Raw genomic sequence first — 25,481 nt, forward strand, 5'->3', positions numbered from 1 at the left:
GCCTTCCCCTGATCGATGGCGACGGCCCGCCGCCCCACGCTGGTGCTCGCCGTCCTGCTGTTCGCGGGCGGAACCTACGCGCTCTCGCAGACCCTCGTCGTCACGGCGCTGCCGCTCCTCGCGGAGCACTTCGACGCCTCCCCCGAGGCGACGTCGTGGACGCTGACCGCGTTCCTGCTGTCCGGCGCCGCCTGCATCCCGATCGTGGCACGCCTCGGCGACGTCTACGGCAAGCGCCGCACGCTCACGATCGTGATGCTCGTCTACTGCGTCGGCGCGGCGATCAACACGGTCGCGGAGTCGCTCCCGCCGCTGATCGTCGGTCGTGTCCTGCAAGGCGCCGCCGCCGGGCTGTTCCCGCTCGGGTTCGGGATCGTGCGCGAGTCGTTCCCGAGAGAGCGCGTCGCCGGCGGCCTCGGCGCGATCAGCGCCGTCTTCGGCGTCGGCGCCGGCATCGGGCTGCCGCTGTCCGGCCTCGTGATCGACCACCTGTCGATCACCTGGCTGTTCGGGATCGGCCTGCTCGGGGTGCCGGCCGCGGCCGCGACCGCACTGCTGCTGCCCGAGTCGCCGCGCGTGCCGCGGCAGCCGATCGACTGGCTCGGCGCCGTGCTGCTGGCGACCTCGATCGGGAGCGTCCTGCTCGCGGTGACGCAGGGCAACCGCTGGGGCTGGGCGTCGGCGCCGACGGTCGCCGCGCTGGCGACCGGATCGCTGCTGGCGGTCGTGCTCGTCCGCCACACGGGGCGCACGAGCGCACCGCTGCTCGACCTGGGGATGCTGCGCGACCGCCGCGTCGCGATCGCCAACCTGACGATCTTCCTCGTCGGCGCGTCGATGTTCATCGCCTTCGTCCTCAACCCGCAGCTCGCGCTGACCGACCCGGCCGCCGGCTTCGGCTTCGGGACGACGCCGACGGTCGCCGGCCTGCTGCTGCTGTCGACCGCGCTCAGCCAGCTCGTCGTCGGCCCGCTCGCCGGTCAGATCGGCGCGCGCATCGGCTTCCGCGCGCTGATGATGGGCGGCACCGTGCTGCTCGTCGCCGCGGGCGCGTGGATGGTCTTCCTGCACGGGCACGAATGGGACCTCGTCATCGGCGGCCTGCTGCTCGGCACCGGCATCGCGTGCGCCTCGGCGGCCGCCGCCAACGTGCTGGCCGACGCCGTGCCGCCGGCGCAGTTCGGCGTCGCGACCGGCATGAACACGGTGCTGCGGACGGCGGGCGGCGCGTTCGGCGCGGCGATCGCGACCGCCTGCCTCACCGGCCACACCGCCGCCGGCGGCGAGGCGCCGGCCGAGGGCGCGTTCACGCTCGGCTTCGCGATCGCCGCGGTCATCGGCGCGGCCGCGTTCGTCGCGGCGTGGCGGCTGCCGCGGTCCGGCGGGGTCAGGCGACCGCCGGCATCACCTCGTCGTGGATCGTCCGCAGGTGCGCGACGCAGTCGTCGATCGAGCGATACACCGGCTTGAGCTCGATCTCCTCGACGCCGGCATCGCGGTAGGCGCGCACGCGCGCGGCGAACGCCTCGACGTCGCCGAGCAGCGCCCGCTCGCGCAGCGCCTCGGGGCCGGCGAAGTGGTGGCCGATCGTCGGTGCGACGAACGCCTCGGCCGCGGCGGTCGACTCCGCGATCGCGGAGTGGACGTTGATCCCGATCGAGGGCGGCTCGGGCGCGAGGCCCGCCTGCTCGCGCAGCGCGCGCAGCTCGGCGACCCCCGCCGCGATCTCCTGCGCCGTCACCTGGCTGGGCATCCAGCCCGCGTCCCAGCGCGCGGCGCGGCGCAGCGCGGCCGACGAGCGCCCGCCGACGACGATCGGCGGATACGGGCGCTGAAGCGGCTTGGGGAAGACCTCGACGTCGTCGAACGCGACGGTCTCACCGCGGTAGGAGGCGCTCTCCTGCGTCCAGATCGCGACCATCGCCTCGAAGTACTCCTGCATCCGCGGGCCGCGGGCGCCGTGCGCGCCGAACGCGTCGTACTCCTTCTCCAGGTTGACGCGATGGGCCCCGAGCTTCGTCGTGTCGACGGCGGTCTCCCTGCGGTTGGGGCCGACGCCGAAGCCGATCGTGAGCCGCCCGCCGGACAGCACGTCGAGCGTCGAGAGCTGCTTGGCCAGCAGCAGGGGATGGCGGTTGGGCAGGATCAGGACGGACGTGCGCAGGCGCACGCGCGAGGTGTGCGCCGCGACCCACGTCAGCGTCTCGAGCGCCTCGAACATCGCGCGCAGCTCTCCCGGCCCCTCGAGGTCGGCCGTGCCGGACGTGATGTAGGCGCCGTTGAAGACGACGTGGTCGCGCACCGAGACGGCGCTGAAGCCCAGCTCCTCGGCGGCCTGGGCGACCTCGACGAGCGCCTCCGGCGACGCGAGCCGGTTGGCCTGCGGGAGCATGACGGCGAATCTCATTCCGACCTCCGTGCTTCGGATTTCGGATACGGTACTCCATATGCACGAGATTGAGGGGATGCCCGTTCGCGTCGCCGCGTTCCCGTCGGCCGGAGAGCTGGCGCTGCACGCCGCCGACGCGCGCGGACTGTTCGCCGCCGCCGGCCTCCGCGTCGACGCCCAGCTGATCGCGGGCCAGCGTCCGCAGTTCGCCGGACTGCGCGACGGCAGCTGGGACGTCCTGCACACGGCTGCCGACAACGTGCTCGCGCATCACGACGAGCTGGACCTGATCGTCGTCGCCGGCGTCAACCGCGGGATGCTGAGCCTCGTCGCCGACGGCGACGGCGGGCTCGCCGCCCTGCGACGGCGCCCGATCGGCGTCGACTCCGCCGCCAGCGGCTATGCCGTCGTCCTGCGCCACGTCCTGCGCCGCGCCGGCGTCGCCCCCGAGGAGTGCACGTTCGCCGAGGTCGGCGGCACGCGCGAGCGCGCGCAGGCGCTGCGCGACGGGACGATCGCCGCGACGCTGCTGACCCCGCCCTACGACGTCGCCACCGTCCGCGATGGCGGACACGTCGTGCTGCGCCCGACCGACGTCGAGCCCCGCTACGTCGGCGCGACGGTCGCCGTCCGCCGCGGCTGGGCCGAAGCCAACAGCGACGTGCTGCGCCGCTACCTCGGCGCGCTCGCGGACGCCGAAGCGTGGCTGCGCGACCCCGCCAGCCGCGACGCCGCGGCCGCGCTCGCCGTCGACCGGGCCGGGGCGCCGGCCGAGCTGGCCGGCGACGTCGTCGACGCCGTCCTCGATCCCGCCTCCGGCCTGCTGCCCGGCGGCCGGCTCGACGTCGCCGACCTCGCGTCCGTGCTGGACGTGCGCCGCCGCGAGGGCACGCCGGTCGACGTCGACGCCGCAGCCTGCCTCGACCTCCGCTACCTGCCGTCCTGAGCGAGCCGGCAGGCGGCGAGGCGCCGGCGCCGCCCGCCTGCGACCGGCCCTACCCCTCCTCCTGAGCGAGCCGCACCGCTTCGACGATCGCCGCGTAGCCGGTGCAGCGGCAGAGGTTGCCGCCGAGCGCCGCGCGGACCTCCGCCTCCCCGGCGTCCGGGCGGCGGCGCAGCAGCGCGTCGAGCGTCATCAGCATGCCCGGCGTGCAGAAGCCGCACTGCAGCGCGTGCGTCTGCTCAAAGGCGCTCTGCAGCGGATGCGGCGTCTCGCCGTCCGCGAGCCCCTCGACGGTCCGCAGCTCGCGGCCGTCGGCCTGGACCGCGAGCATCAGGCACGAGCGTGCCGGCTCGCCGTCGAGCTGGACCGTGCACGCCCCGCAGACGCCCTGCTCGCAACCGACGTGGGTGCCGGTCAGGCCCGCCTCGTGGCGGATGAAGTCCGACAGCAGCGTGCGCGGCTCGACGTCGGCCTCGCAGCGCCGGCCGTTGATCCTGACCGACACCCTCATGCGCTTCCTCCGTGATCGGGTCGAGCGGCCGGGTCGGGCCTCGCGGCGGGGCCGGGTCGAGCGGCCGGATCGGGCGCGAGCCGCCCGAGCGTGCGGCGGACCGTGTCGGCGAGCACCGCGCGCACGTAGAGATCGCGCGCCGGCGCCGCCGCGAGCCGCGCGACCGTCTCGTGCGGCGCGCCGTCGAGCAGAGCCTGCTCGGCCGCCGCCACGCGCAGCGGCCCATCCGCCGCGCCGATCACGACGAGCGCCGCGCGGCCGTCCGCGACGACCGCCGCCGCACCCGCCACGACCGGCCCGGCGGCGGTCTCGCGGTGCTCGGCGAACGCGCAGCGCGCCCCGTGCGGGAGCGGCGGCAGCTCGATCGCGACGAGCAGCTCGCCGGCCGCGACCGGCCCGCCCGCGCCGGCCGCCCGCTCACCGCCCTCCGCCACACGCTCGCCCGCGCCGCCCGCCCGCGCGCCCAGCTCGACCACCCGCTCCCCGTCCGGACCCCGCACGCGCAAGCGCGCGCCGAGCGCGAGCAGTGCGGCGGGCAGCTGCGCCGCCGGGTCGGCGTGGGCGACCGACCCGCCGACCGTCCCACGGGTGCGCGTCGCCACATGGCCGACGTGGCGGACCGCCTCGCGCAGCAGCGGCCAGCCGGCGGCGACGCGCTCGTCGCGTTCGAGCGTCGCCTGGCGCGTCATCGCCCCGAGCCGCAGCCCGCCGTCACCGCCGACGCGGACATCGGCGAGTCCGCGCACCCGCCCCAGATCGACGAGCAGTCGCGGACGCTCGCGCCGCGCGCTGAGCAGCGGGATCAGGCTCTGGCCGCCCGCCAGCGGTCGCGCGCCCGGCAGCGCGAGCGCGGCAAGCGCCTCCTCGACGCCGTCGGGAGCGACGTAGTCGAACGGCGCCGGCTTCACGACGCCGTCCCGACCGCCGCCGGGCCGGCGCACTCGCACCGCTCCGGCTTCACCGCGCCGTCTCCTGCAGCGCCTGCCACAGCTTCCGCGCCGTGAACGGCGGGTCGATGCTGGCACCGCCAAGCGCGTCGGCGACCGCGTTGGCGATCGCCGCGGGCGTGCCGATCGCGCCCGCCTCGCCGATGCCCTTCGCGCCGAGCGGGTTGCGCGGCGACGGCGTCTGCACGAAGCGCGTGGCGATCGGCGGCACGTCGGCCGCGACCGGGAGCCGGTAGGAGGCGAGCGAGTCGCTCGCCTGCACGCCGCGCTCGTCGTGCACGACCTGCTCGCAGAGGACCGCGCCGAGTCCCTGGACCGTCCCGCCGAGCACCTGGCCCTCGGCCAGCAGCGGGTTGACGATCGTCCCCGCGTCGTCGACCGCCGCGATCCGCAGCACGCGCAGGCGGCCGGTCGCGCGCTCGATCGCGACGACCGCCGCCGTCACACCCGAGGAGTAGACGGGGTCGGACGCGAACCGCCCGGCGCCCCGCAGCCCCGGCGCGACGACCGCGAGGTCCGCCAGCGAGACGAACCCGCCGCCGCGCGACCACCACCCGCCCAGGTCCCAGCGCAGCACGTCCGGCTCCACGTCGAGCAGGCGCGCCGCGACCGGCCGCGCCTGCTCGCAGAGGTCGTCGAGCGCGAGCACGAGCGCCGAGCCGCCCATCGCCACCGAGCGGCTGGAGTAGGTGCCGACGCCCGCGGGGACCACGTCGCTGTCGCCCCAGCGCAGCTCCACGTCCTCCAGCGCCACGCCGAGCCGGTCGGCGGCGATCTGCGCGAACGTCGTCTCGTGGCCCTGTCCGTGCGGGCAGGTGCCGAGCGCGAGCACGACGCGCCCGCCGTCGGTCAGCCGCACCTCGGCCTGCTCCCACATCCCGCCGCACGTCTCGACGTAGGCAGCGAAGCCGGTGCCGACGACGCACGCACCCCCGTCCTCGCCGCCCTCGGACCCGACCAGCTCCCGCGCCAGCTCCAGGCAGCGTGCGTAGTCGCCGGAGTCGTAGTCGGCGCCGAGCGGCGTCCGGTGCGGGAACGTGCGCACGAGGTTGCGGCGGCGCAGCTCCAGCGGGTCGGCGCCGAGCTGTCGCGCCGCGGCGTCGACCGCCCGCTCGATCAGGTACGCGGCCTCGGGGCGGCCGGCGCCGCGGTATGGCCCGGTCGGGACCTTGTTCGTGCGCGCCCCGACGACCTCGACCTCGGCAGCTCCAATCGCGTAGCAACCGGTCAACAGCCCGCCGAGGATCCGCGGCGGGAAGGCGGTCGTCGGCAGCAGGAACGCGCCGAGGTCGCACCAGACGCGGGCCCGCAACGCGCGGATGCGGCCGCGGCGGTCGAGCGCCAGCTCGACCTCCCCCTCCACCCCGCGCCCCTGATACGGACCGGCGAGGTTCTCGCGGCGGTCCTCGACCCACGTGACCGGCTCGCCCAGCCGCATCGCCGCGACCGCGGTCAGCGCCAGCTCGGCGGTCAGCGACCCCTTGATCCCGAACGCGCCGCCGACGTCGGGCACGATCACCCGCACGCGCTCCCGCTCCAGCCCGAGCACGTGGCAGAGCTGCGCGAGCGGCCGCTGCGTGTCCTGCGCCGAGCACCAGAACGTCAGGCGGCCGTCGGCCTCCACGCGCGCGGTCGCGCCGCGCGGCTCCATCGGCGCACCCGCGAGCCGCGGGATCGCGTGCGCGCTGCGCACGATCTCCTCCGCGGACGCGAACGCCGCGTCGACGTCGCCGCCGGCTCGCCGCCAGCGCACCAGCGTCTCGGGTGCGCGCCGTGCGTCGAGCACGGCCGGCAGCCGGCGGTAGTCGACCTCGACGCGCTCGGCCGCATCCTCCGCCAGCGCGCGGGAGCGCGCGATGACCGCAGCCACGGGCTGCCCCGCGTAACACGCCTCGTCCGCCGCCAGCAGCGGATGCGGGACGTCGGCGACCTCGGCGTCGCCCGGGGCGCCGACGGGCAGCGGGCGCAGCCCGTCGAGGTCGCGTGCGGTCAGCACGTCGACCAGCCCGTCCCCGCTCGCGGGGACCCGCACCGCCTCGATGCGCGCGTGCGCGTGCGGGCTGCGGACGAACGCCAGGTGCAGCGCACCTGGCGGTCGCAGATCGTCGAGGAAGCGGCCCTCGCCGCGCAGCAGACGCCGGTCCTCACGCCGCGTGACCGGCCGGCCGAGGATGCTGCCTGCGGCCGGCCTGGTCATGCGTGCACGAGTCGCGGAGCCGCCGGGCGGCTAGATCTTCGCGACGCTGGTGTCGTGCCAGGGCGTGAAGCGACGGCGCAGCAGCGCCAGCACGATCAGCGCCGCATTGATCACGAGCACCATCACCACGACGATCGCGAGTGCGTCGGCCATGCGGAAGTCGAACGTCGCCATCTCCAGCATGTGGCCGATCCCGCCCGCGCCGCCGAGGAACTCGCCGAGGATCTCGCCGATGAACGCGAGCGCGACGCCGCGCTGCAGCCCCACCAGCAGGAACGGGAACGTCGCCGGCAGCACCACCTTGCGTCCGAGCGCGGTGCCGTTGGCGCCGAAGACGCGAGCGGCGCGCACGAGCGAGTCGGGCACCGTCTGCACGCCCTCCATCGTGTTCAGCATGATCGGGAAGACCGACATGATGAAGACGAGCACGATCTTCGACGTGTCACCGAGGCCGAAGCCGAGGATGATCAGCGGCGCCAACGCGACGGTCGGCGTCGCGTAGAGGCCCCACATCAGCGGCGCGACGGTGAACTGCAAGATCCGGAACCAGCCCATCGCGAGCCCGAGCACGATGCCGACGACGATCGCCAGCGCGAGCCCGACCGCGAGGTTCTGGAGGCTGTAGAGCAGCGCGTCGAAGAAGCCGTCGTCGGTCACCAGCTCGCCCAGCGCTGAGGCGATCTCGGTCGGAGGCGGCAGCATCGTCGGGCGGATCCACTCGAACTGCGCGACCACGAGCTGCCAGAGCCCGAGGAAGACGAGCACCTCCGCGACGAGCGCGAGCCGCCACCACAGCATGCTGCGCGTGCCGCGGCGCGGTGACTTGCGCGCCTTCGCGGGCGGCGCTCCGGACGAGGTCTGAACTGTCGTGCTCATCGGCGCTTGCCTCCTGTCGTCCAAGGCGCGAGCCGGCGCCCGGCGAGGCCGATCAGCTGGCTCATCATCACGCTCCAGACGACCACGATCACGATCCCGGCGAACGACTGCTCGGTCGCGTATGTGTTCGCGGTGTAGGCGATCATGCCGCCGACGCCTCTGCCGGACGTGATCATCTCAGCGACCACGAGCGCGACAGTCGTCAGCACGGCGCTCTGGCGCATGCCGGCGAGGATGTACGGGACGGTCGCCGGCAGCAGCACCTTGCGATAGATCTGCCAGCGGTTGGCGCCGAAGATCCGCCCTGCGTTGACGAGCGACCGGTTGACCGTGCGGATGCCGGCCGACGTGTTGAGCAGGATCGGGAAGACGCCTGCGATGAAGACGATGAAGACGACCGGCGTGAGGCCGAAGCCGAACCACGCCTTGCTGAGCGGCGCGTACGCGAGCCACGGCGTCGCGTACAGCGGCCAGACCAGCGGGCCGAGCAGGCGGTCAGCGGCGACCGAGCTGCCGATCACGAGGCCGAAGCCGATGCCGACCACCGCCGCCAGGACGAAGCCGATCGTCCACGCCTGCAGCGAAGCCGACAGTATCGAGCCGAGCTGGCCGCCGTCGATCAGCGTCTGGAAGCCGTCGAGCGTGTCGAGCGGCGGCGGCAGGAAGACCGGGTTCACCAGCTCCAGGTTGCCGATCAGCCACTGCCACAGCACGAGCAGCAAAGCCGCCTCGATCGCGAAGATGATCACGCCCGTGCGGGTGCTCATCTCCTGTCCGAAGCGCCGCCGGCCCCGGGCGCCGCCGCGTGAAACGCGGCGACGCTCGAGCAGGCGGAGTCCTGTCACAGAGCCCATTGCGGCCTCTCCTGTCGGACTCCCCAGCTCATGGGTAGACGGAGCTGATGTCCGTCGGCGGGGAGTTGTCGAGCCCGGCATCTCTCTGCGCGCGCTCGAGGTATGACGTGTCGGTCGTGTAATCGAGCGGGTCCTGGTCCTGCGACTCGATCGTGACGTCCCACGCTTCCTGGTCGTAGTACAGGTTCGGGCACAGCTGCATGCCGCTCAGCACCCACGGGCTGTCGTCCTTGCGGAGGTCCGCGACTTCGAGATCGCGGCCCTCGAGTATGTCGAGCACGGCGTCCTTGTTCTCCGGCACTCTGCCGACGGCGGGCGCGGTCATGTACCCGACCGCTCTCATCGTCGCCCGCAGGAAGCGGATCGCCGTGTTCGGGTTGTCCTCCAGCCAGTCGGTCTTCGCGATCTGCCAGCTGTTCGGCCACGGGCGGACCGTGTCGACGATGATGTTCGCGCCATATCTGTCGAGCGCATCGCGGTCGTCGTCGTAGAACGGCATCAGCGCGACCTTGTTGTCGAGGAAGAACTCGCGCCACGTGGCGGAGTCCGGCCCCGGGTAGACGGTCTTGGCGTCGACTCTGCTGAGGTCCCAGCCCTCGTCGGCGAGCACCTTCTCGCGCTGGAACTCCTGCGGGTCGCCGGTCGTGCCCGCGAGCACGATGTCCTTGCCGTCGAGCTGATCGACCGATCTGATGTCGGGCTGCACCGCGACGCTGTAGTTCTGACGGCAGAAGTGGCCCGACAGGACCGAGACGCCGAGGTCCTTGCGCTGCGCGTCGACCACGGCGCCGGAGTCGGCGACGCTGACCTGCGCGCTACCGCCGACGACCGCTGCGATCGGGTTGTCGGCCGTGATCACTCTGACTCTGAGGCCTTCGTCCTCGTAGTAGCCAAGCTCGTCGGCGACGTAGTAGAACGAGTACATCGTCGAGTCCGGGTACGGGATCGCGACGGTCAGATCCGTCGTCTCAGCCGCTCCTATCTCACCCGATGCGACCTCGGCGCTCGTCGCCGCGGCCGTGGCGGACCCGCTGCCGCCGTCATCGTCGTCGGACGAGCCGCAGCCCGCCACGAACAGCGCGGCGGCAAGAACCGCCAGCACCCACATCACACCCCACCTGCGCGTCCGCGCCGCACGCGGCGCGCCGCCAGCACTCTCTCCCATGCGCTTCCCTCTCCTTCTCGCCAGTGGACAGCGTTCTTCGACCTGCGGTCAGGAACCGTCCGGCGTGGCTCCCGCTGCCACCCGGGCTTCGTTGTTGAGCAGACCCCAGAGGTGCTCCCGCATCTCTATGAACTCCTTCAGCGCGCGCGCGTCGTACCCGTAGCGCGGGCGCGGGAGGGTCACCGGGAGCAGCTCCTTGATGCGACCGGGGCGGCTCGTGAAGACCGCGACGCGGTCTCCCAGCAGGATCGCCTCGTCCACGCTGTGCGTGATGAAGACGACCGTCTTGCCCGTCTCGGACATGATCCGCTCGAGCTCGTTGCGCATGACCTCGCGGGTCATCGCGTCAACCGCGCCGAACGGCTCGTCCATCAACAGGATCGCCGGCTCGGCGACAAGCCCGCGCGCAAGCCCGACGCGCTGCTGCATGCCGCCCGAGAGCTCGCGCGGATACGCGCGCTCGAAGCCTCTCAGGCCGACGAGGTCGATCGCGTCCTGGACGCGCTTCGCGGAGTTGCGCCGGAGCGCCGGCTGCATCTCGACCCCGAAGCGGACGTTGTCCTCGACGGACCGCCACGGCATCAGCGCGTAGTCCTGGAAGACGACCGCGCGGTCCGGCCCCGGATCGCACACCGGCTCGCCGCGCAGGCGGACCTCACCCGAGGTCGGCGGCACGAGCCCGGCGATCGCGTTGAGCAGCGTCGTCTTTCCGCAGCCGCTGGGGCCGAGCACCGCCAGGAACTCGCCCTCGTGGATCTCGAGGTTGATGTCCTCGAGCGCCAGGACCACGTCGCCCTTGCGGGCCCGAGTGAACTCGACGCGCAGGCGGTCGACGGTGATCACCGTGTCGCGACGGCCGCCTTGCTCGGCAGCCCTCGCGGGCTCGGTGGCGTTCGCTGCTTGCGGCCTACCTACGCTCACGTCGACCCTCCCTCGTCCAGCAAGATCTCTCTACGAACCGAGAATATCGGAGATGGTATCCAATATGCAAGCCGTCGAGCCGGGCTCTCGGCGCGCGCCGGCTCGTCGCTCGGGCGACTCCGCGACATCACGCATCGCCTCCGGTCCGCGTGCCCTCGATCCAGCCCTCCGGCGCCTCCAACAGCGCCTTCAGACGGGCGAGGAAGCGTGCGGCGTCGGTCCCGTCGAGCGCGCGATGGTCGACGCTCAGCGTCGCCGTCATCACGCGCCGCACGACGATCTCGTCGCCGACGACCCACGGGCGCCGCACCGCGCGCCCGGTCGCCAGGATCGCGACCTGCGGCGGATTGACGATCGCCGCGAACGACGACACGTCGAAGCCGCCGAGGTTGCTCAGCGTGAAGGTCGCGCCGGTCATCTCCTTGCCGCGCGCCTTGCCCGCTCGCGCCCGCGTCGCGAGGTCGCGCAGACCTTCGGCGATCGCGACCGTGTCGCGCTCCTCGCAGCCGAGGATCGCGGGTGCGATCAGGCCGCCGGGCACCGCGACCGCGACGCCGACGTTGACCGCCTCGTGCTCGACGAGGCCGTCCGCCGTCCACGTCGCGTTGAACGCGGGCTCCTCCTGCAGGACCACCGTCAGCGCCCGGATCAGCGCCGCCGACAGGCTCGCCGGCGTGTCGTCGGGGCGGCTCGCGTTCAGCGCCCCGACGGCCTCCGCCGCCGGCTCCATGTCGACGTCGACGCTGACGTAGAAGTGCGGGACGGTCGTCCAGCTTCTCGTCACCTGGCGCGCGATCGCCTGCCGCATCGGGCTCAGGCCCGGCAGCCCTCTGGGGGCGTCAGGTGCCATCGTCGATGTATCCCAGGACCGAGCCGACGGGCACCTCGGCGCCGACCTCGAAGGCGATCTCGACGAGCGTCCCGCTCGCCGGCGCCTCGATGTCGACCGCGGCCTTCTCGGTCTCGATCTCGGCGACCGGGTCGCCCTGCTCGACGGTGTCGCCGACCTGCTTGAGCCAGCTGCCGACGGTCCCCGACTCCATGTCGAAGCCGAGCGCCGGCAGATCGATCGCAACCCGCATCGCTACACCCCCGCCTTCGCGCCGGTGCCGACAACCTCGGCGGCGGCCTCGACGACCAGCTCCGCGGTCGGCTTGATCGCGTCCTCCAGCGGCGCCGAGAACGGCACCGGGACGTCGGCCGTCGCGACGCGCTTGACCGGCGCCTTCAGGTCGCCGAACGCCTTGTCGGCGATCCGCGCCGCGATCTCCGCGCCGACGCCACAGCTGAGGTGGCACTCGTCGACGACGACGACGCGGCCGGTCTTCGCGACCGACGCGAGGATCGACGTCTCGTCGAGCGGGTTGAGCGTGCGCAGGTCGACGACCTCCGCCTCGACGCCTTGGGCGGCCAGCGTCTCGGCCGCCTCCATCGCGCGGTGCACCATCAGGCTGCTCGCGACGAGCGTGACGTCGGAGCCGCTGCGCGCGATCCGCGCCTGCCCGAACGGGATCGAGTAGCTCTCCTCCGGGACCTCGCCGCTGACGCCGAAGAGGCCGACGTGGTCCAGCCAGCAGGTCGGGTTGTCGCTCAGCAGCGCGGTTCTGATCAGGCCCTTGACGTCGTACGGCGTCGCCGGCGTCATGATCTCCAGCCCCGGCGTGTTCCACAGCATCGCCTGCGGGCTGTGCGAGTGCTGCGCCGCACCGCCGCCGCGGATCCCGTGGTTGAGGTGGAAGACGACCGGCACGCGCGTCTGCCCGCCGGACATGTAGTGGATGTTCGCCGCCTCGTTCGCGACCTGGGCCATCCCCTGGAAGAGGAAGCTGGCGGTCGCGATGTCGACGAACGGCCGCAGCCCCGTCATCGCCGCGCCGATGCCCGCGCCGACGTAGCCGACCTCGGCGATCGGCGGGTAGTAGATGCGGTCCGGGAAGTCCTTGTGCAGGTCCGCCATCAGGCCGCGGTGCTCGGTGATCCCGAGGAAGTAGCCGCCCATCAGGTGGACGTTCGGGTCGGCGATGAGCGCATCGCGCAGCCCCTCGACCATCGCCTCTGCATACGTCAGCGTGCGCGTCATGCGAACACCTGGGTGAGCGCCTCGGACGCCTCCGGGAAGGGGCTGTCGAGCGCGAATCTGACGCCGGCCGCGACGTCGGCGACGACCTTCGCGTCGACCGCGAGAGCTTCCTCCGACGTCATGTGCCCGGCGTCGATCAGCTCGCGTGTGAAGATCAGCACGCCGTCCTCCTGGTCGAACCACTTCTTGTACTCGCCGTCGGTCGACGCCGCGCCCCAGGCCATCTCCAGCTGGGTTCTGCCGGTCCGCAGCTCCGGCCACAGCGGCTTGCTCCCCGGCCAGCGGACGGTGCGCGCCTCGATGAAGCTCGGGCCCTCACCCGCGCGGGCGCGCTTGACGGCGGTCGACATCTCGTCGTGGACGGCGCCCGCGTCGAGCCCGTCGATCGCGACCGTCGGCACGCCGAACGGCCGCGCAAGGTCGCACAGGTCGGTCGCGGCGAGCGTCGAGGAGGGGTACTCGTTCGCTCTCTGGCCGACCGCGTCGAGCGAGTTGTTCTCGACGAGGAAGATCACCGGCAGCTTCTCCAGCGCGGCGATGTTGACCGCCTCGTGCCAGGCGCCCTCCTCCAGCGCACCATCGCCGAACGCGCAGATGCTGACGTTCGGGACCTTGCGGCGGCTGAAGCCGAAGCCGGCGCCGACCGCGAGCGGCACGCAGCCGCCGGTCGCCGACGAGGTCGTCGGGAAGCCCAGCTCGAGCGAGGCGAGGTGGAGCGTGCCGCCCTTGCCGCTGTTGTAGCCGGTCGCCTTGCCGAGGATCTCGGCCAGCATCTTGCCGGAGTCGGCGCCGCGCGCCAGCAGATGGCCGTGGTTGCGGTGGGTGGTGAAGACGACGTCGCCGGGCTCGAACAGCTCCAGTGCGACGACGCCCGTCACCTCCTGGCCGATCGAGACGTGGAAGTGACCCACGTCGTAGTCGGCCGTCAGTTCGATCAGCGCCTCCTCGAAGCGGCGGATGACGAGCATCCGCCGGTGCATCTCGAGCAACCGCTCGCGTGAAACGTCTGGCAGCAAAGCAGACAGCTCCTTGTCAGATTGCCCGGCTGGCGGGCGTCGGGGATGCGGAACCGGCCATGACCGCCTGCACGGCCCCCACGACCGCGGCGACGTCCGGGACGAAGAACTTCTCCAGCGGCGGGCTGGACGGGACGGGCGCGAACGGCCCGCCGACGCGTGCGACCGGCGCGGCGAGGTCGGCGAACGCGTGCTCCTGGATGCGTGCCGCGATCTCACCGCCGATCCCACCCGAGACGACCGCCTCGTGCAGGATCACGGCACGTCTCGTGCGGCGCACGGACGCGATGATCGCGTCGGTGTCCAGCGGCGAGATCGTGCGCAGGTCGAGCACCTCGACCGAGACGCCCTCGCCCTCCAGCTGCTTCGCGGCGTCGAGCGCCGTGCCGACCGCCTTCGACAAGGCGATCACGGTGACGTCGGTGCCGGGACGGCGGATCGCCGCCTCGCCGATGACGGCGGGGCCGGCGTCGTCGTCGACCTCCTGCTTGGACCAGTAGAGGCCGCGGTGCTCGAGGTAGAGGACCGGGCCGTCCTCGCGGATCGCGGCGCGCATCAGCGCCTTCGCGTCGGCGGGGTCGGACGGAGCGACGACCTTCAGACCCGGGACGTGGGCGAACCACGCCTCCAGCGACTGCGAGTGGTGTGCGCCGAAGCTGCCGCTCGCGCCCTGCTGCGCGCGGATCGTCAGCGGGATCTTCAGCTGCCCGCCGGACATGTAGTGCAGCTTCGCCGCATGGTTGACGAGCTGGTTCATCACGAGCGTGAGGAAGTCGGCGAACATCACCTCGAGCACCGGCCGGTAGCCGACCGCCGCGGAGCCGATCGCCGTGCCCATCACCGACTCCTCGGAGATCGGCGTGTCGAGCACGCGGCCCTCGCCGAACTCCTCGGCGAGGCCCTTCGTCGCGCCGAACGGGCCGCCGGGGACGACGTCCTCGCCCATCACGTAGACGCGCTCGTCCAGCAGCATCTCCTCGCGGATGCCGTCGCGGATGCCGTCGATGTAGCGAAGTCTGCTCATCGGGCCGGGAACACGGTCGTCATCAGGTCCTCCTCGGTCGGCCACGGGGCCTCGCTCGTCCACTCCGCCGCCTCCTCCACCGCGGCGCGCGCAGCCCGCTCCGCCTCGGCGGCGATCGCCGCGGCGTCGGCGCCGGGCAGCTGCTCGATCACGCGCACGAGCCGCTGGATCGGGTCCTTCGCCTTCCACTCGGCGCTCTCGGACGCCTCGCGGTACTTCGCCTGGTCACCCTCGTAGTGGCCGCGCAGGCGGTAGGTCATGACTTCCAGGAACGTCGGGCCGCCGCCCGAGCGCGCGCGCTCGACGGCGATCGCGACCGCGTCGCGGACGGCGAGCACGTCGTTGCCGTCGATCGTGCGGCTGGCGATCCCGTACGTCTCTCCGTGCTGCGCCAGATGCGGGACGACCGTCTGGTCCTCCAGCGCGCTGAACTCGGCGTAGCCGTTGTTCTCGCAGACGAAGACGAGCGGCAGCTTCCACAGGCTCGCGAGGTTCAGCGACTCGTGGAAGGCGCCCGTCTGGACCGCGCCGTCGCCGAAGAAGACGGCGGCGACCTGGCCTCTGCCGGCCATTCTGGCGCCGAGCGCCGCGCCGACGCCGAGCGGGATGTTCCCGCCGACGACGCCGGTCGCGGTGATGAAGCCGGCCTCGGCGGCGACGATGTGCATCGAGCCGCCCTTGCCGCCGCAGTAGCCCGCCGCCTTGCCGGCGATCTCCGCCAGCAGCGGCTTGACCTGCGCGCCCTTTGCCAGCGCGTGGGTGTGCGAGCGGTGGCCGCCGACGACGTAGTCGTCGGCGTTGAGGTCGGCGCAGACGCCGACCGCGCTCGCCTCCTGGCCGATGCCGAGGTGCAGCAGGCCGAACAGTCTGCCCTTCGCGTACAGCTCCGCGACCTTCTCCTCGAACGCGCGGATCCGCCACATCTCGTTCAGCAGGCGCGTGTGGTCCGCGACGCGGTCCTCCGCACCCGGGGTCACGCGGCCACCCCGCGCAGCTTCGCCGTCTCGTCCGCGTCGACCGTCATCGTCGCCGCGTCGATCGCGACGCCGTAGCTCTCGCGCGCCGCGTCGATCGTGATGAACTCGTTGACGACGTCGTCGAGCACCTTCTCGACCTCGCGCTCGCGCGGGTCGCCGACGCCGCCGCCTCCGCCGCTGACCTTGCCGAGGATCTCGCCCGGCTGGACCTCGTGCATGCGGTGCGTCTGCAGCGGGATCTTCTTCCCGTCGACGAGCTTGTACATCGTCGACAGCGGGCTGGGATCGCCGCCGATCGCGCCGGGGGCGTGGGTCGTGTCGCCGTCGGAGGAGCCGGTCGCGAGCGTCGCGCGGCTGCCGACGTTCTCGACCTCCCACAGCATCCCCGAGCCGCCGCGCCACTTGCCCGCGCCGAGCATGTCGGGCGCGAACTGGTAGCGGACGTGACGCCACGGGAAGCGGATCTCGACCTCCTCCATCGAGCCGCGCTGGATCGAGCCAAGGCCCGACATGCCGCACGCGCCCTCGAAGCCGTCGAAGCCGGCGACTGCGCCGCCGCCGCCGTCGGCGTCGGTCGTCGTCTGCACGTAGCGCTCGCCGGTGCGCGGGTCGCTGCCGGAGATGTAGTGGCCGCGGCGACGGCCCCAGGCCGCGATCGCGCGGTCGGGCATCGCCTGCGACAGCGCCTCGACGGTCGCCTCCAGCACCTGCGTGCCGACGTTGACCGGCGAGCCGCCGACCGTCGCCGGGTACTGCGCGTTGCAGACGTTGCCCTCCGGCGCGATCACGTCCATGCACGCCATGCTGCCCTCGTTGTGGAACTCGGTCAGCGCCGGGTCGAGGAACAGGAAGCTGCCCGCGACCGCGCGGCTGTACGTCGATGCGTAGACGCAGTTGACGAAGCCGCGGCGCTGGTCGTCGGAGGCGGAGAAGTCGAGCGTCAGCTCGTCGCCCTTGACGGTCGCCTCGCAGCGGACCCAGACCTGCTCGTCGAGCACGGTGCCGTCGTCGTCGGTCGCCGACTCGCCGTGGTAGACGCCGTCGGGGATCGCCGCGATCTGTCTGCGCACGACGCGCTCGGTCCGCTCCAGCATCTCGTCGACGCAGTCGAGCACCGTGTCGCGGCCGTACTTCTCCAGCAGCGCCGTGATGCGGTTGTCGCAGATCGTCAGGCCGGCGATCAGCGCCGCGTTGTCGATCCGCACGCCCTCGGGGAAGCGGACGTTGTTCCAGACCAGCTCCAGGACGTCGGTGCGCTCGACACCTCTGTCATAGATCTTGATCGGGGGGATCATCAGCCCCTCGGCGTGGATGTCGAAGCCGTTCGGGAAGTAGCCGCCCGGGAACGAGCCGCCCGTGTCCATCTGGTGGCCGCGCGTGAGCGCCATGAACAGCAGCTCGCCCTCGAAGAAGATGGGGCGGATGAAGCCCCAGTCCGGGAGGTGGTTGCAGTGGCCCTTGAACGGGTCGTTCGTGAGTATCACGTCGCCCGGGTGGAGGTTGCCCTCGAACTTCTCCAGGATCGTCTCGATCGCGAACTTCTGCGAAAGGAACATCGACGTCGGTCCCTCGGGCACGGCGATCGTGCGCGACTTCGCGTCCCAGATGCCGGCGGCCATGTCGTGCAGCTGCGCGAGCAGGTAGCTCTGCGCGGTGCGGTCGACGACGTGGCGCATCTCACGCGCGGTGCTCTGGAACGAGTGCCAGACCGTCGACAGCGTGACCGGGTCGATGCGTCGCTCGCTCACAGGCGTCTCTCCATTCATGCCGCACCTCCGGTGCTCGTCTGCGCGTGGCCCGCGGCCACGGCCTGCTCGGCGTTGCGGCGCCGCAGCACGTAGCCGCCGGCCGCCAGTCGTTCGCACGCGAACGACGGCGGGATCACGATCGTCGTCGCCGACTCCTCGATGATCGCCGGGCCGTCGAACTTCGCGCCGGACGCGATCCGCGCACCGTCGTAGACCTCGGCGCTCGTCTGCTCGCCGGCGAACCAGCAGTCGCGCTGGCCCTTGACCGCCTCGGCGGCGTCGCCGCCATCGCCCTCGGCCGCGGCGACCGGCATCGGCGCGCTCGGGATCGTGCCCTTGAGCCCGAGCGTCAGCAGCTCGACGGCCTTCCACGGCATGTTGAACGTGAAGAGGTCCTCGTGGCGGCGGTGGAAGCGCTCGACCGCCTCGGCGAGCGCCGCTCTGCTGACCGCGCCCGCGGGCAGCTCGACCTCGACCTCGGAGAACTGCCCGACGTAGCGGACGTCGGCGGTGCGGGTGAGGCGCACGTCGCTCGCCGCGACGCCGATCTCCTCGAACGCCGCCAGCGTCTCCTGCTCCATCTCCGCGTAGAGCCCCTCCAGGACGGCGGGGTCGACGTCGTCGACGCGGACGACGTGCGTGCGGACCGCGGTGCGGCCCATGTCCATCACCTGCATGCCGTACGCGGAGTACGTGCCCGCCATCGCCGGGACGACGACCGTGTCGACGCCGAGCTGCTCGGCGATGAACGGCGCGTGCAGCGGGCCGGCGCCGCCGCCGGCGACGAGCGTGAAGTCGCGCACGTCGTGGCCCTGGCGCGTCGAGACCTCGGTGATCGAGTCGGCCATGAAGGCCGTCACCGTCGTGAGGACCGCCTGCGCGGCCTCCATCGGCTCCATCCCGAGCGGACCGGCGATCGTCTCCATCGCGCGCGTCGCGGCGTCGCGGTCGAGCGCGATCTGGCCGCCGAGCGGCGAGTCGATCGGCAGATAGCCGAGCAGCAGGTCGGCGTCGGTGACGGTCGGCTTCGTCCCGCCCTTGCCGTAGCAGGCGGGTCCGGGGGTGCTGCCGGCCGAGACGGGGCCGACGCGCAGCAGGCCGAGCGAGTCGATCCAGGCGATCGAGCCGCCGCCGGCGCCGACGGAGTGGACGTCGACCATCTTCGTCGCGACGCGCTCGTCGTCGACCCACGACTCGCGGGTCATCGGGACCTCGCCGCCGGCGATCACGCAGACGTCGAGCGAGGTGCCGCCCATGTCGATCGAGAGGAGGTCGTCGCTGTTCACCAGCGCGCCGGCGTCGAGTGCGGCCGCCGGGGCGGCGGCAGGGCCGGAGCTGACGAGCAGGACGGCCTTCTCGGAGCAGTACTCGAGCGTGCCGACGACGCCGTCGGAGAGCATCAGCAGCAGGTTGCCGCGGTAGCCCGAGGACTTCAGGCGCTCAGACAGGCTCGAGAGGTAGCGCCGGACGACGGGGCCGAGGTACGCTGACAGCACGGTGGTGGAGAACCGCTCCCACTCGCGCCACATCGGGAGGATCCCGGAGGACGTGACGATGTGACAGTCGTCGCCGAGCACCTCCTGCGCGATCTCGGCGGCGCGCTGCTCGTGCGCCGGGTTGGCGTAGGAGTGCAGGAAGCAGACCGCGACCGCCTCGACCTGCTCGCGCTTGAGCCGCTCGGCCGCGTCGCGGACCTCCTGCTCGTTCAGCGCCTCGTGGACCGAGCCGTCGTGCAGGATCCGCTCCGCGACCTCCAGGCGCCGGGAGCGCGGGACGAGCGGCTTGTAGGGCGGGAGGAACATGTCGTACATCGACGTACGCACGTTCTTGTGACCGCGCCGGATCTCCAGCACGTCACGGAAGTTGCGGGTCGTGAGCATGCCGACCTTGGCGCCGCTGCGATCGATCAGCGCGTTGGTCGCGAGCGTCGTGCCGTGGATCAGCACCTCGACGTCGGCGAGCAGCTCCTCGAGCGAGCGGCCGTGGGCCGCTGCCGCCTTCTCGAGCACGTTCATGAACCCGATCGAGGGGTCCGGGAACGTCGTGGGTGACTTGAATTGGCCGACGACGGCGGTGCCCTCGATGACGAACGCATCGGTGAACGTCCCGCCGACGTCGATTGAGATTCTGAACATGGGTGGTCGTACGTCTCCCGGAATCCGAATCAGCTAATGGCTGCGGTAGGTGTGACTGGCCCGCAGGTGATCTCTCCGACCGGCCCGCAACGGCCCGGGAGGGCTGCCGAGGTACCGGTCCACGTCGTGTGTCCACCGTTGGTAGATATTGAATATCGGATCCGATGTGCACGTGTCAAGGGCTGCGAGCGCATTGATCTTCCCGTCCTAGCGGTTAGGAATCGTTTCCAGCATTGTGGGCACGTGAACGCGCCAGAAGCCGGATCCGCCCAGGGACCCGGGCCTCGGCCGGGGCCCTGACCGGCGTCGTCCTGCTTTCGGGTCGCAGAGCGACCACGGGGCAGGACGACGGATCAGGTCGTCCCCTGCATCAGCTCGATCAGACGGGCGCCGACGCGTTCGAGGTGCTCTCTCTGCGAGCGGATCGCGCCGTCGAGGTCGCCGGCCTCGAGGAACTCGAGCACCTGCGTGTGGTCGCGCTCGCCGGGGCGGCTGACGTAGTCGACGTGTCTCTGCAGCCAGTAGCGGCCCGCGTCGTTGCGCAGCTTCTCGATCAGCGCCACCAGCTGCGGATGACTGTCGCCGTCGTACAGCTCGTGGTAGAAGCTCATCCGCAGCCGCAGGAAGACCTCACCGTCGCGCTCGTCGTTGAGCTCCTGCGCGAGCTTCTTGAGGTGAGCGAGGCGCTCGGGCGTCATCGCCGCGGCGGCCTTGCGCAGCGCGAGCCCTTCGAGCACCGCGCGGATCTCGTAGTTCTCGCGCATCTCGTCGACGGACAGCTCGCTGACCGTCGCCCCGCGGTACGGGTGAAGCGTGATCATCCCCTCGGTCTCCAGCTGCAGCAGCGCCGAGCGGACCGGGATCCGCGAGACGCCCAGCTCCTCCGCGAGCTGGTCCTGCCGCAACCGCTCGCCGGGCGCGAAGACGCCGCGCTGGATCGATTCGCGCAGGACCTCGTAGACCATGTCCCCGACCGTCTGGAACTGCCGCTCGTGACTTCTGACGATCGAGCGGAAGGCGCTCTTGGGCGCCGCGTCGGCGCTAGCCATGGCGCGAGCGCTCCTCCCCACAAGTCCCGCGTACCCGTGCCACCATGCCTTCTCCTTCGCCCGGCGACTCCGCTCGGCTTCGATTCGCTTGGACGTGCCCGCAGCACGTGCGGCAGTAGGATATCGAATCCCATATCGGATCCGGGGAGAATTCATTGATCGTTCGCGATGACCTCGTCATCGGCCAGCCGTCGCACGCGTGGGTGACGTCGCAGATCGGGCGCGCCTGGGGCAACGCCGCCCACCCCGCCGCCGAGCCGTTCGAGCCGATGATCGTCGCCGCCGTGCAGCACGACGTCGGCTGGGTCGAGGCCGACCTCGCGCCACAGCTCAACCCCGAGACCGGGCGTCCGCGCGGGTTCCTGCAGATGCCGCGCGCCGACCACCTGCGGATCTGGAGCGCCTCGCCGCGCTGGCTGCTCACGCAGTCCCGCTACGCGGCGCTGATCGTCTCGCGCCACGGCACGAGCCTGTACGACCGCGTCGTCCCGGAGCCCGAGCAGGCGGAGGCGATCGCCGCCCACCTCGCCGAGCAGCGCGCGCTGCAAGCCGTGCTGTCGGTCGGCCTGGACATGGAGCAGGTCGCCCGCAACGGCGCGCTGCTGAGAACGTGGGACGCGATCTCGCTCGCGCTCTGCCACGGGGTGATGCCGGCGCAGGCGGGCGAGTTCTCGTTGAGCGCGGGCGGCGCGGCGGGCGCTGGGGACGGCGTGGCCGTGCGGCTGGACCCGTGGCCGTTCGGCCGCGAGCGGGTCGAGATCGCGTGCGAGGGCCGGGCGCTGCCCGGCACCTTCACGAGCGAGGCGGAGCTGCGGGAGGCGTTCGCCGCCGCACCGGCCGTTGCGCTGCGCTGGACGCTGGTGCCGGCCTGAGAGGCCGAGGGCGCGCGCTCGGCGCGCCGGCCGCGCTCAGCCGTCGGCTCTCGCGCCGGCTCTCGTCATCAGGTCGGTGAGGCGCGCGCCGACTCTCTGGAGGTGCTCCTGCTGCCACGCGACGGCGCCCTCGACGTCGTCGGCGGCGAGGAAGTCGAGGATCTTGCCGTGGTCGCGCTCGCCGGGACGGCTGACGTAGTCGACGTGTCTCTGCAGCCAGTAGCGGCCCGCGTCGTTGCGCAGCTTCTCGATCAGCGCAACGAGCTGCGGGTGTCTGTCGCCGTCGTAGAGCTCGTGGTAGAAGGCCATCCGCAGGCGGAGAAAGTCCTCGCCGTCGCTGACCGCGTTCAGCTCGTCGGCGAGCTTTCTCAGCGCGGTCATCCGCTTCTTCGTCATCGCGGCCGCGGCCTTGCGCAGCGCGAGCGCTTCCAGCACGCCGCGGATCTCGTAGTTCTCGCGCATCTCGTCGACGGACAGCTCCGCGACGGTCGCTCCGCGGTAGGGGTGGACCTTGATCAGGCCCTCGGTCTCCAGCTGCATCAGCGCCGAGCGGACGGGGATCCGCGAGACGCCGAGCTGCTCGGCGAGCTGGTCCTGACGCAGCCGCTCGCCGGGGGCGAAGATGCCGGTCTGGATGCTCTCCCGCAGCACCTCGTAGACCATGTCGCCGACAGTGCGGAACTGGCGCTCGTGACGATCGACGATCGAGCGGAAGGCGTGGTCCTCAGGCGATTTAGCGGTGGCCATCGTCGTCGTCTCCCCCGTTGTGCGGCATTCCAGACCCGTGTTCGTCGGCTTATGACGTCAGCGCCTCAGGATATCGGATACTCCGGTGGTACCGGCCGAATCGTGACCGTTCGTGGACTCTCTCATACGTCTCTCCGGCACGCGCAGCCCCTCCCCCGCGCCAGCCGAACGGCCCTCCCCACGCAGCAGCCAGGCGACCTGGGCGTGGTGCTCGACGACGCGGGCGACGAGCAGCGCGCGGGCCGGGTCGGCCCCGACGGCGACGAGCCCGTGGCCGCCGAGCAGCGCGGCGGACGACCTGCCGAGCGCCCGCGCAGCGGTCCGGCCCAGTTCCCCGCTGCCGGCCGGCGCGTGCCGTGAGACGGCGACCGGGCCGATGCCGTAATAGGCCGACTCCTCGATCGCCGGCTCCAGCGGGACGCCGAGGAAGCTCCACGCCGCGGCGTGCGTGCCGTGGGCGTGGACGATCGCCTGCACGTCCCCGCGCGCGCGGTAGATCGCGAGGTGGAGCGCCAGCTCGCGCGACGGGTGGCGCCGGCCCTCCCAGCGCCTGCCGGCGAGGTCGACGGTGACGAGGTCGTACGGACGCAGGCGGTCGTAGGCCAGCTTGGTCGGCGTGATCCGGACGCGCGCGCCGTCGCGGACGCTGACGTTGCCGACCGTCCCGACGACGAGGCCGTGCTCCTCCAGCCCGCGCGCCGCCTCGATCAGCGCGCGGTCGCGGCGCAGCGCGGCGCGGCGGGCGCGCCACGGCGCGCTCACACGCACGCGTCCACCACCAGCCGATGCTCGCGCCGGATCTCGTAGAGGGTGGAGCGTTCGGCCGCTGGCCGGCCCGCCGCGTGCGCCGCGGAGATCAACTGCTCCGGGTCGAGCTTGGTCCCATGCTGGCTTCCTGCCAGGCGGCTGATCGACTCCTCCATCAACGTCCCACCAAGATCATTCACACCCCACCGCAACGCCTCAGTCGCCGTCTCCAACCCCATCTTCACCCACGACGCCTGCACATTCCGAATAGAACGCCCCAACGCCAAACGGAACACCGCCGTGTGCTTCAGATTCTCCTCACGACTGATCTCCTCAACCCCATGCGTGCGACCGAGCAACGTCTGAAACGGAATGAAAGAGAGCGGAACGAACTCGGTGATACCGCCGGTGCGCTCCTGCAACTCACGGATCACACGCATGTGCTCCGCCAACTCCCACGGCTCCTCGATATGACCAAACATCACCGTCGACGTCGAGCGCAACCCCGCCGCATGCGACGCCTCGATGATCTCCACCCACCGCGCAACCGGCAACTTGTTCGGCGAGATCCGCTCACGCACACCGTCATGCAACACCTCAGCAGCCGTACCGGGCGTCGACCCGAGACCGGCATCACGGAGGCGAGCGAACACCTCGGAGAGCGGCAACCCCGAGATGTCCTGCATGTGCGCGATCTCCATCGGACTGTACGCGTGGAGGTGGATGTCGGGCGCGGTCCGCTTCGCGACCCGCAACCAGCGCAGGTACTCGTCGAAATCCCAGTCGGGGTGGATGCCCGACTGGATGCACAGCTCCGTCGCGCCGTACTCCAACGCGTCATGGATACGACGGACGAAATCCGGCTCATCGTGCTCGTAGGCGTCCGGAGACCGTTTGCCCTGCCCGAAGCCGCAGAACGCACACCCGACGATGCAGACGTTCGAGATGTTGATGTTGCGATTCACCACGAACGTCACCAGATCGCCCGCCAACTCCGCACGCAACTCATCCGCCGCCGCACGAATCTCCTCAACCGCTTCCGGACGCGTCTCCGCGAACAACGCGGTCAGCTCGTCCTCGCTGAGCGCGACACCGTCGCGGCCCTTCTCGATCGCACCCGAGACCAGCTCGGCGTGGATCGGACGGTCCTGCCGGCGGCCAGAGCCGCGACGTGGGATGAAGCTCCAATACTTCAGCTTCACCACGTCCATCACGCCCTGGTCCAACCAGTCCCCGTCGATGTACTGCGGATAGACGCACAAGCGCTCGGTCAGAGCTGCGCCGTCCTGTTGCAATCTCTTGCGCACCTGATGCGGCGACGGGAACGGATGCTCCGGAGAGATGTGATCGCCATTCGCGGAGAGACCACCAAGATCCGTCGCACCCGCCGCGACCAGCTGCGGCCACCAGTCCGCCAGGTTCGGCGGCACCTGGATGCCGACGTCCGGCATCAGCGCGCGAGCGGCGGTGACCAGCTCGACCATGTCGTCGATCGTCACCGCGGTCGCCCAGCGCGGCAGCGGCAGCGACGGGTGCGTCCCGAGCCCCGTGCGCCAGTACGCCTCGGAGGCCTCGTCGGCGATCTCGGCCGGCTCCTCGCCGTGGTATCTGCGGTGAGGGACGAAGTTCTGGAGGATGACCTCCTGGATGTGACCGTAACGCTCGTGTGACGCGGCGAGCGCAGCGAGCGCGTCGAGCCGGTCGGACGGCTCCTCCCCGATGCCGACGAGGATCCCGCTCGTGAACGGGATTCTCAGCTCGCCCGCGGCGTCGATCGTCGCGAGACGCAGTCTCGGTTCCTTCGTCGGCGAGCCCTGGTGCGCGACGAGGTCGGGCCGGGTCGACTCCAGCATCAGCCCCTGGGACGCGGTCACCTCGCGCAGCTTCGCCAGGTCCTCGCGCCCCAGCGCACCGAGGTTCGTGTGCGGCAGCAGCCCGCGCTCGAGCGCCCGCTCGCAGCACCAGACGACATAGTCGACGAACGTCGCGAAGCCGAGCCCTGCCAGCTTCTCACGCACGCCCGGGTGGTAGCCGGGGTCGTCGCCGGTCAGCACCAGCAGCTCCTTGACGCGACGGCGCATCGCGCGGTCGAGCAGCTGCTCGACCGCCGCCGGCTCGTGCAGGTGCGGCTGATGCGTCGCGAACGCGCAGTACTTGCAATGGGACACGCACGTGCGCGACAGCGACAGCGTCACGTTGCGCGAGTAGGTCACTCGGCGTCGCATCGAATTTTGCCTCCCTCCGGTGGCTGGGTGGGATATCGTATCCAATAATCTCGTCAAG

At 71.7% G+C, this 25,481-nt stretch carries 23 protein-coding genes; 3 read left to right on the forward strand and 20 right to left on the reverse strand.

Going from position 1 to position 25,481, the window contains the following annotated elements; translation table 11 throughout:
* The first annotated feature begins 15 nt into the window (after positions 1-15).
* Positions 16-1,470, forward strand: coding sequence for an MFS transporter (locus CWOE_RS20410; RefSeq protein WP_012935534.1), 1,455 nt, complete (start codon positions 16-18; stop codon positions 1,468-1,470).
* Here CWOE_RS20410 and CWOE_RS31150 read toward each other — a convergent pair.
* Positions 1,388-2,407, reverse strand: a complete 1,020-nt coding sequence (locus tag CWOE_RS31150) for a TIGR03619 family F420-dependent LLM class oxidoreductase (protein ID WP_012935535.1) — start codon at positions 2,405-2,407, stop codon at positions 1,388-1,390. The two genes, CWOE_RS20410 and CWOE_RS31150, sit on opposite strands and share 83 nt — an antisense overlap.
* 40 nt (positions 2,408-2,447) lie before the next feature.
* Between CWOE_RS31150 and CWOE_RS20420 the strand changes: the two genes are divergently transcribed.
* Positions 2,448-3,335 carry an ABC transporter substrate-binding protein gene (locus tag CWOE_RS20420; RefSeq protein WP_012935536.1) on the forward strand — a complete coding sequence of 296 codons (888 nt, stop codon included), beginning with the start codon at positions 2,448-2,450 and terminating at the stop codon, positions 3,333-3,335.
* Positions 3,336-3,384: 49 nt separating this feature from the next.
* Here the strand turns inward: CWOE_RS20420 and CWOE_RS20425 are convergent, their stop codons facing one another.
* The 16 genes from CWOE_RS20425 to CWOE_RS20500 form a co-directional block, all read right to left on the reverse strand.
* Positions 3,385-3,843, reverse strand: a complete 459-nt coding sequence (locus tag CWOE_RS20425) for a (2Fe-2S)-binding protein (protein WP_012935537.1) — start codon at positions 3,841-3,843, stop codon at positions 3,385-3,387.
* The gene (locus tag CWOE_RS20430) at positions 3,840-4,790 is read right to left on the reverse strand and encodes an FAD binding domain-containing protein (RefSeq protein WP_160165540.1); all 951 of its coding nucleotides are present in this window, start codon (positions 4,788-4,790) and stop codon (positions 3,840-3,842) included. The genes CWOE_RS20425 and CWOE_RS20430 overlap by 4 nt, the downstream gene beginning before the upstream one ends.
* Positions 4,791-4,800: 10 nt before the next feature.
* Positions 4,801-6,987: a xanthine dehydrogenase family protein molybdopterin-binding subunit gene (locus tag CWOE_RS20435; protein WP_012935539.1), complete on the reverse strand. Its 2,187-nt coding sequence runs from the start codon at positions 6,985-6,987 to the stop codon at positions 4,801-4,803.
* Positions 6,988-7,017: 30 nt separating this feature from the next.
* On the reverse strand, positions 7,018-7,863 hold the full coding sequence (locus CWOE_RS20440) for an ABC transporter permease (RefSeq protein WP_012935540.1): 846 nt from the start codon (positions 7,861-7,863) through the stop codon (positions 7,018-7,020).
* A complete protein-coding gene (locus CWOE_RS20445; RefSeq protein ID WP_041730738.1) occupies positions 7,860-8,630 on the reverse strand; it encodes an ABC transporter permease in 771 nt (256 codons plus the stop codon). The genes CWOE_RS20440 and CWOE_RS20445 overlap by 4 nt, the downstream gene beginning before the upstream one ends.
* Positions 8,631-8,745: 115 nt before the next feature.
* Positions 8,746-9,882, reverse strand: coding sequence for an ABC transporter substrate-binding protein (locus tag CWOE_RS20450; RefSeq protein WP_012935542.1), 1,137 nt, complete (start codon positions 9,880-9,882; stop codon positions 8,746-8,748).
* Between the two features lie 48 nt (positions 9,883-9,930).
* The gene (locus CWOE_RS20455; RefSeq protein ID WP_012935543.1) at positions 9,931-10,803 is read right to left on the reverse strand and encodes an ABC transporter ATP-binding protein; all 873 of its coding nucleotides are present in this window, start codon (positions 10,801-10,803) and stop codon (positions 9,931-9,933) included.
* 127 nt (positions 10,804-10,930) lie between these two features.
* On the reverse strand, positions 10,931-11,653 hold the full coding sequence (locus CWOE_RS20460) for a 2-oxo acid dehydrogenase subunit E2 (RefSeq protein ID WP_012935544.1): 723 nt from the start codon (positions 11,651-11,653) through the stop codon (positions 10,931-10,933).
* The gene (locus CWOE_RS20465) at positions 11,643-11,885 is read right to left on the reverse strand and encodes a lipoyl domain-containing protein (RefSeq protein ID WP_012935545.1); all 243 of its coding nucleotides are present in this window, start codon (positions 11,883-11,885) and stop codon (positions 11,643-11,645) included. Before CWOE_RS20465 ends, CWOE_RS20460 begins: the two co-directional genes overlap by 11 nt.
* 2 nt (positions 11,886-11,887) lie before the next feature.
* On the reverse strand, positions 11,888-12,883 hold the full coding sequence (locus tag CWOE_RS20470) for an alpha-ketoacid dehydrogenase subunit beta (RefSeq protein WP_012935546.1): 996 nt from the start codon (positions 12,881-12,883) through the stop codon (positions 11,888-11,890).
* Positions 12,880-13,899, reverse strand: coding sequence for a thiamine pyrophosphate-dependent dehydrogenase E1 component subunit alpha (locus CWOE_RS20475; protein WP_012935547.1), 1,020 nt, complete (start codon positions 13,897-13,899; stop codon positions 12,880-12,882). Before CWOE_RS20475 ends, CWOE_RS20470 begins: the two co-directional genes overlap by 4 nt.
* A gap of 16 nt (positions 13,900-13,915) precedes the next feature.
* Complete coding sequence (locus CWOE_RS20480; protein WP_012935548.1) at positions 13,916-14,923, reverse strand: alpha-ketoacid dehydrogenase subunit beta; 1,008 nt, start codon at positions 14,921-14,923, stop codon at positions 13,916-13,918.
* Complete coding sequence (locus CWOE_RS20485) at positions 14,920-15,900, reverse strand: thiamine pyrophosphate-dependent dehydrogenase E1 component subunit alpha (protein WP_012935549.1); 981 nt, start codon at positions 15,898-15,900, stop codon at positions 14,920-14,922. Before CWOE_RS20485 ends, CWOE_RS20480 begins: the two co-directional genes overlap by 4 nt.
* A complete protein-coding gene (locus CWOE_RS20490; protein WP_041730745.1) occupies positions 15,897-17,648 on the reverse strand; it encodes a hydantoinase B/oxoprolinase family protein in 1,752 nt (583 codons plus the stop codon). The genes CWOE_RS20485 and CWOE_RS20490 overlap by 4 nt, the downstream gene beginning before the upstream one ends.
* Positions 17,649-17,662: 14 nt before the next feature.
* Positions 17,663-19,783 carry a hydantoinase/oxoprolinase family protein gene (locus CWOE_RS20495; protein ID WP_012935551.1) on the reverse strand — a complete coding sequence of 707 codons (2,121 nt, stop codon included), beginning with the start codon at positions 19,781-19,783 and terminating at the stop codon, positions 17,663-17,665.
* 353 nt (positions 19,784-20,136) lie between these two features.
* Complete coding sequence (locus tag CWOE_RS20500; protein WP_012935552.1) at positions 20,137-20,832, reverse strand: GntR family transcriptional regulator; 696 nt, start codon at positions 20,830-20,832, stop codon at positions 20,137-20,139.
* Between the two features lie 155 nt (positions 20,833-20,987).
* On the opposite strand from CWOE_RS20500, the gene CWOE_RS20505 reads away from it, so the two are divergent.
* A complete protein-coding gene (locus CWOE_RS20505) occupies positions 20,988-21,704 on the forward strand; it encodes a DUF3891 family protein (protein WP_012935553.1) in 717 nt (238 codons plus the stop codon).
* Between the two features lie 36 nt (positions 21,705-21,740).
* Here the strand turns inward: CWOE_RS20505 and CWOE_RS20510 are convergent, their stop codons facing one another.
* Genes CWOE_RS20510 through cofH form a run of 3 tightly spaced genes read right to left on the reverse strand, consistent with a single transcriptional unit; the run spans position 21,741 to position 25,423 of the window.
* Entirely contained in the window at positions 21,741-22,451 is a 711-nt protein-coding gene (locus CWOE_RS20510; RefSeq protein WP_012935554.1) for a GntR family transcriptional regulator, read from the reverse strand.
* A 57-nt stretch (positions 22,452-22,508) separates the two neighbouring features.
* On the reverse strand, positions 22,509-23,213 hold the full coding sequence (locus CWOE_RS20515) for a class II aldolase/adducin family protein (RefSeq protein WP_012935555.1): 705 nt from the start codon (positions 23,211-23,213) through the stop codon (positions 22,509-22,511).
* Positions 23,210-25,423 (reverse strand): 5-amino-6-(D-ribitylamino)uracil--L-tyrosine 4-hydroxyphenyl transferase CofH, encoded by a 2,214-nt coding sequence (gene cofH / locus CWOE_RS20520; RefSeq protein WP_012935556.1) that lies wholly within the window; start codon positions 25,421-25,423, stop codon positions 23,210-23,212. Before cofH ends, CWOE_RS20515 begins: the two co-directional genes overlap by 4 nt.
* Positions 25,424-25,481: the final 58 nt, after the last annotated feature.

This window comes from Conexibacter woesei DSM 14684 (genome assembly GCF_000025265.1).
In the GTDB taxonomy this organism is placed as follows: Bacteria; Actinomycetota; Thermoleophilia; order Solirubrobacterales; family Solirubrobacteraceae; genus Conexibacter; species Conexibacter woesei.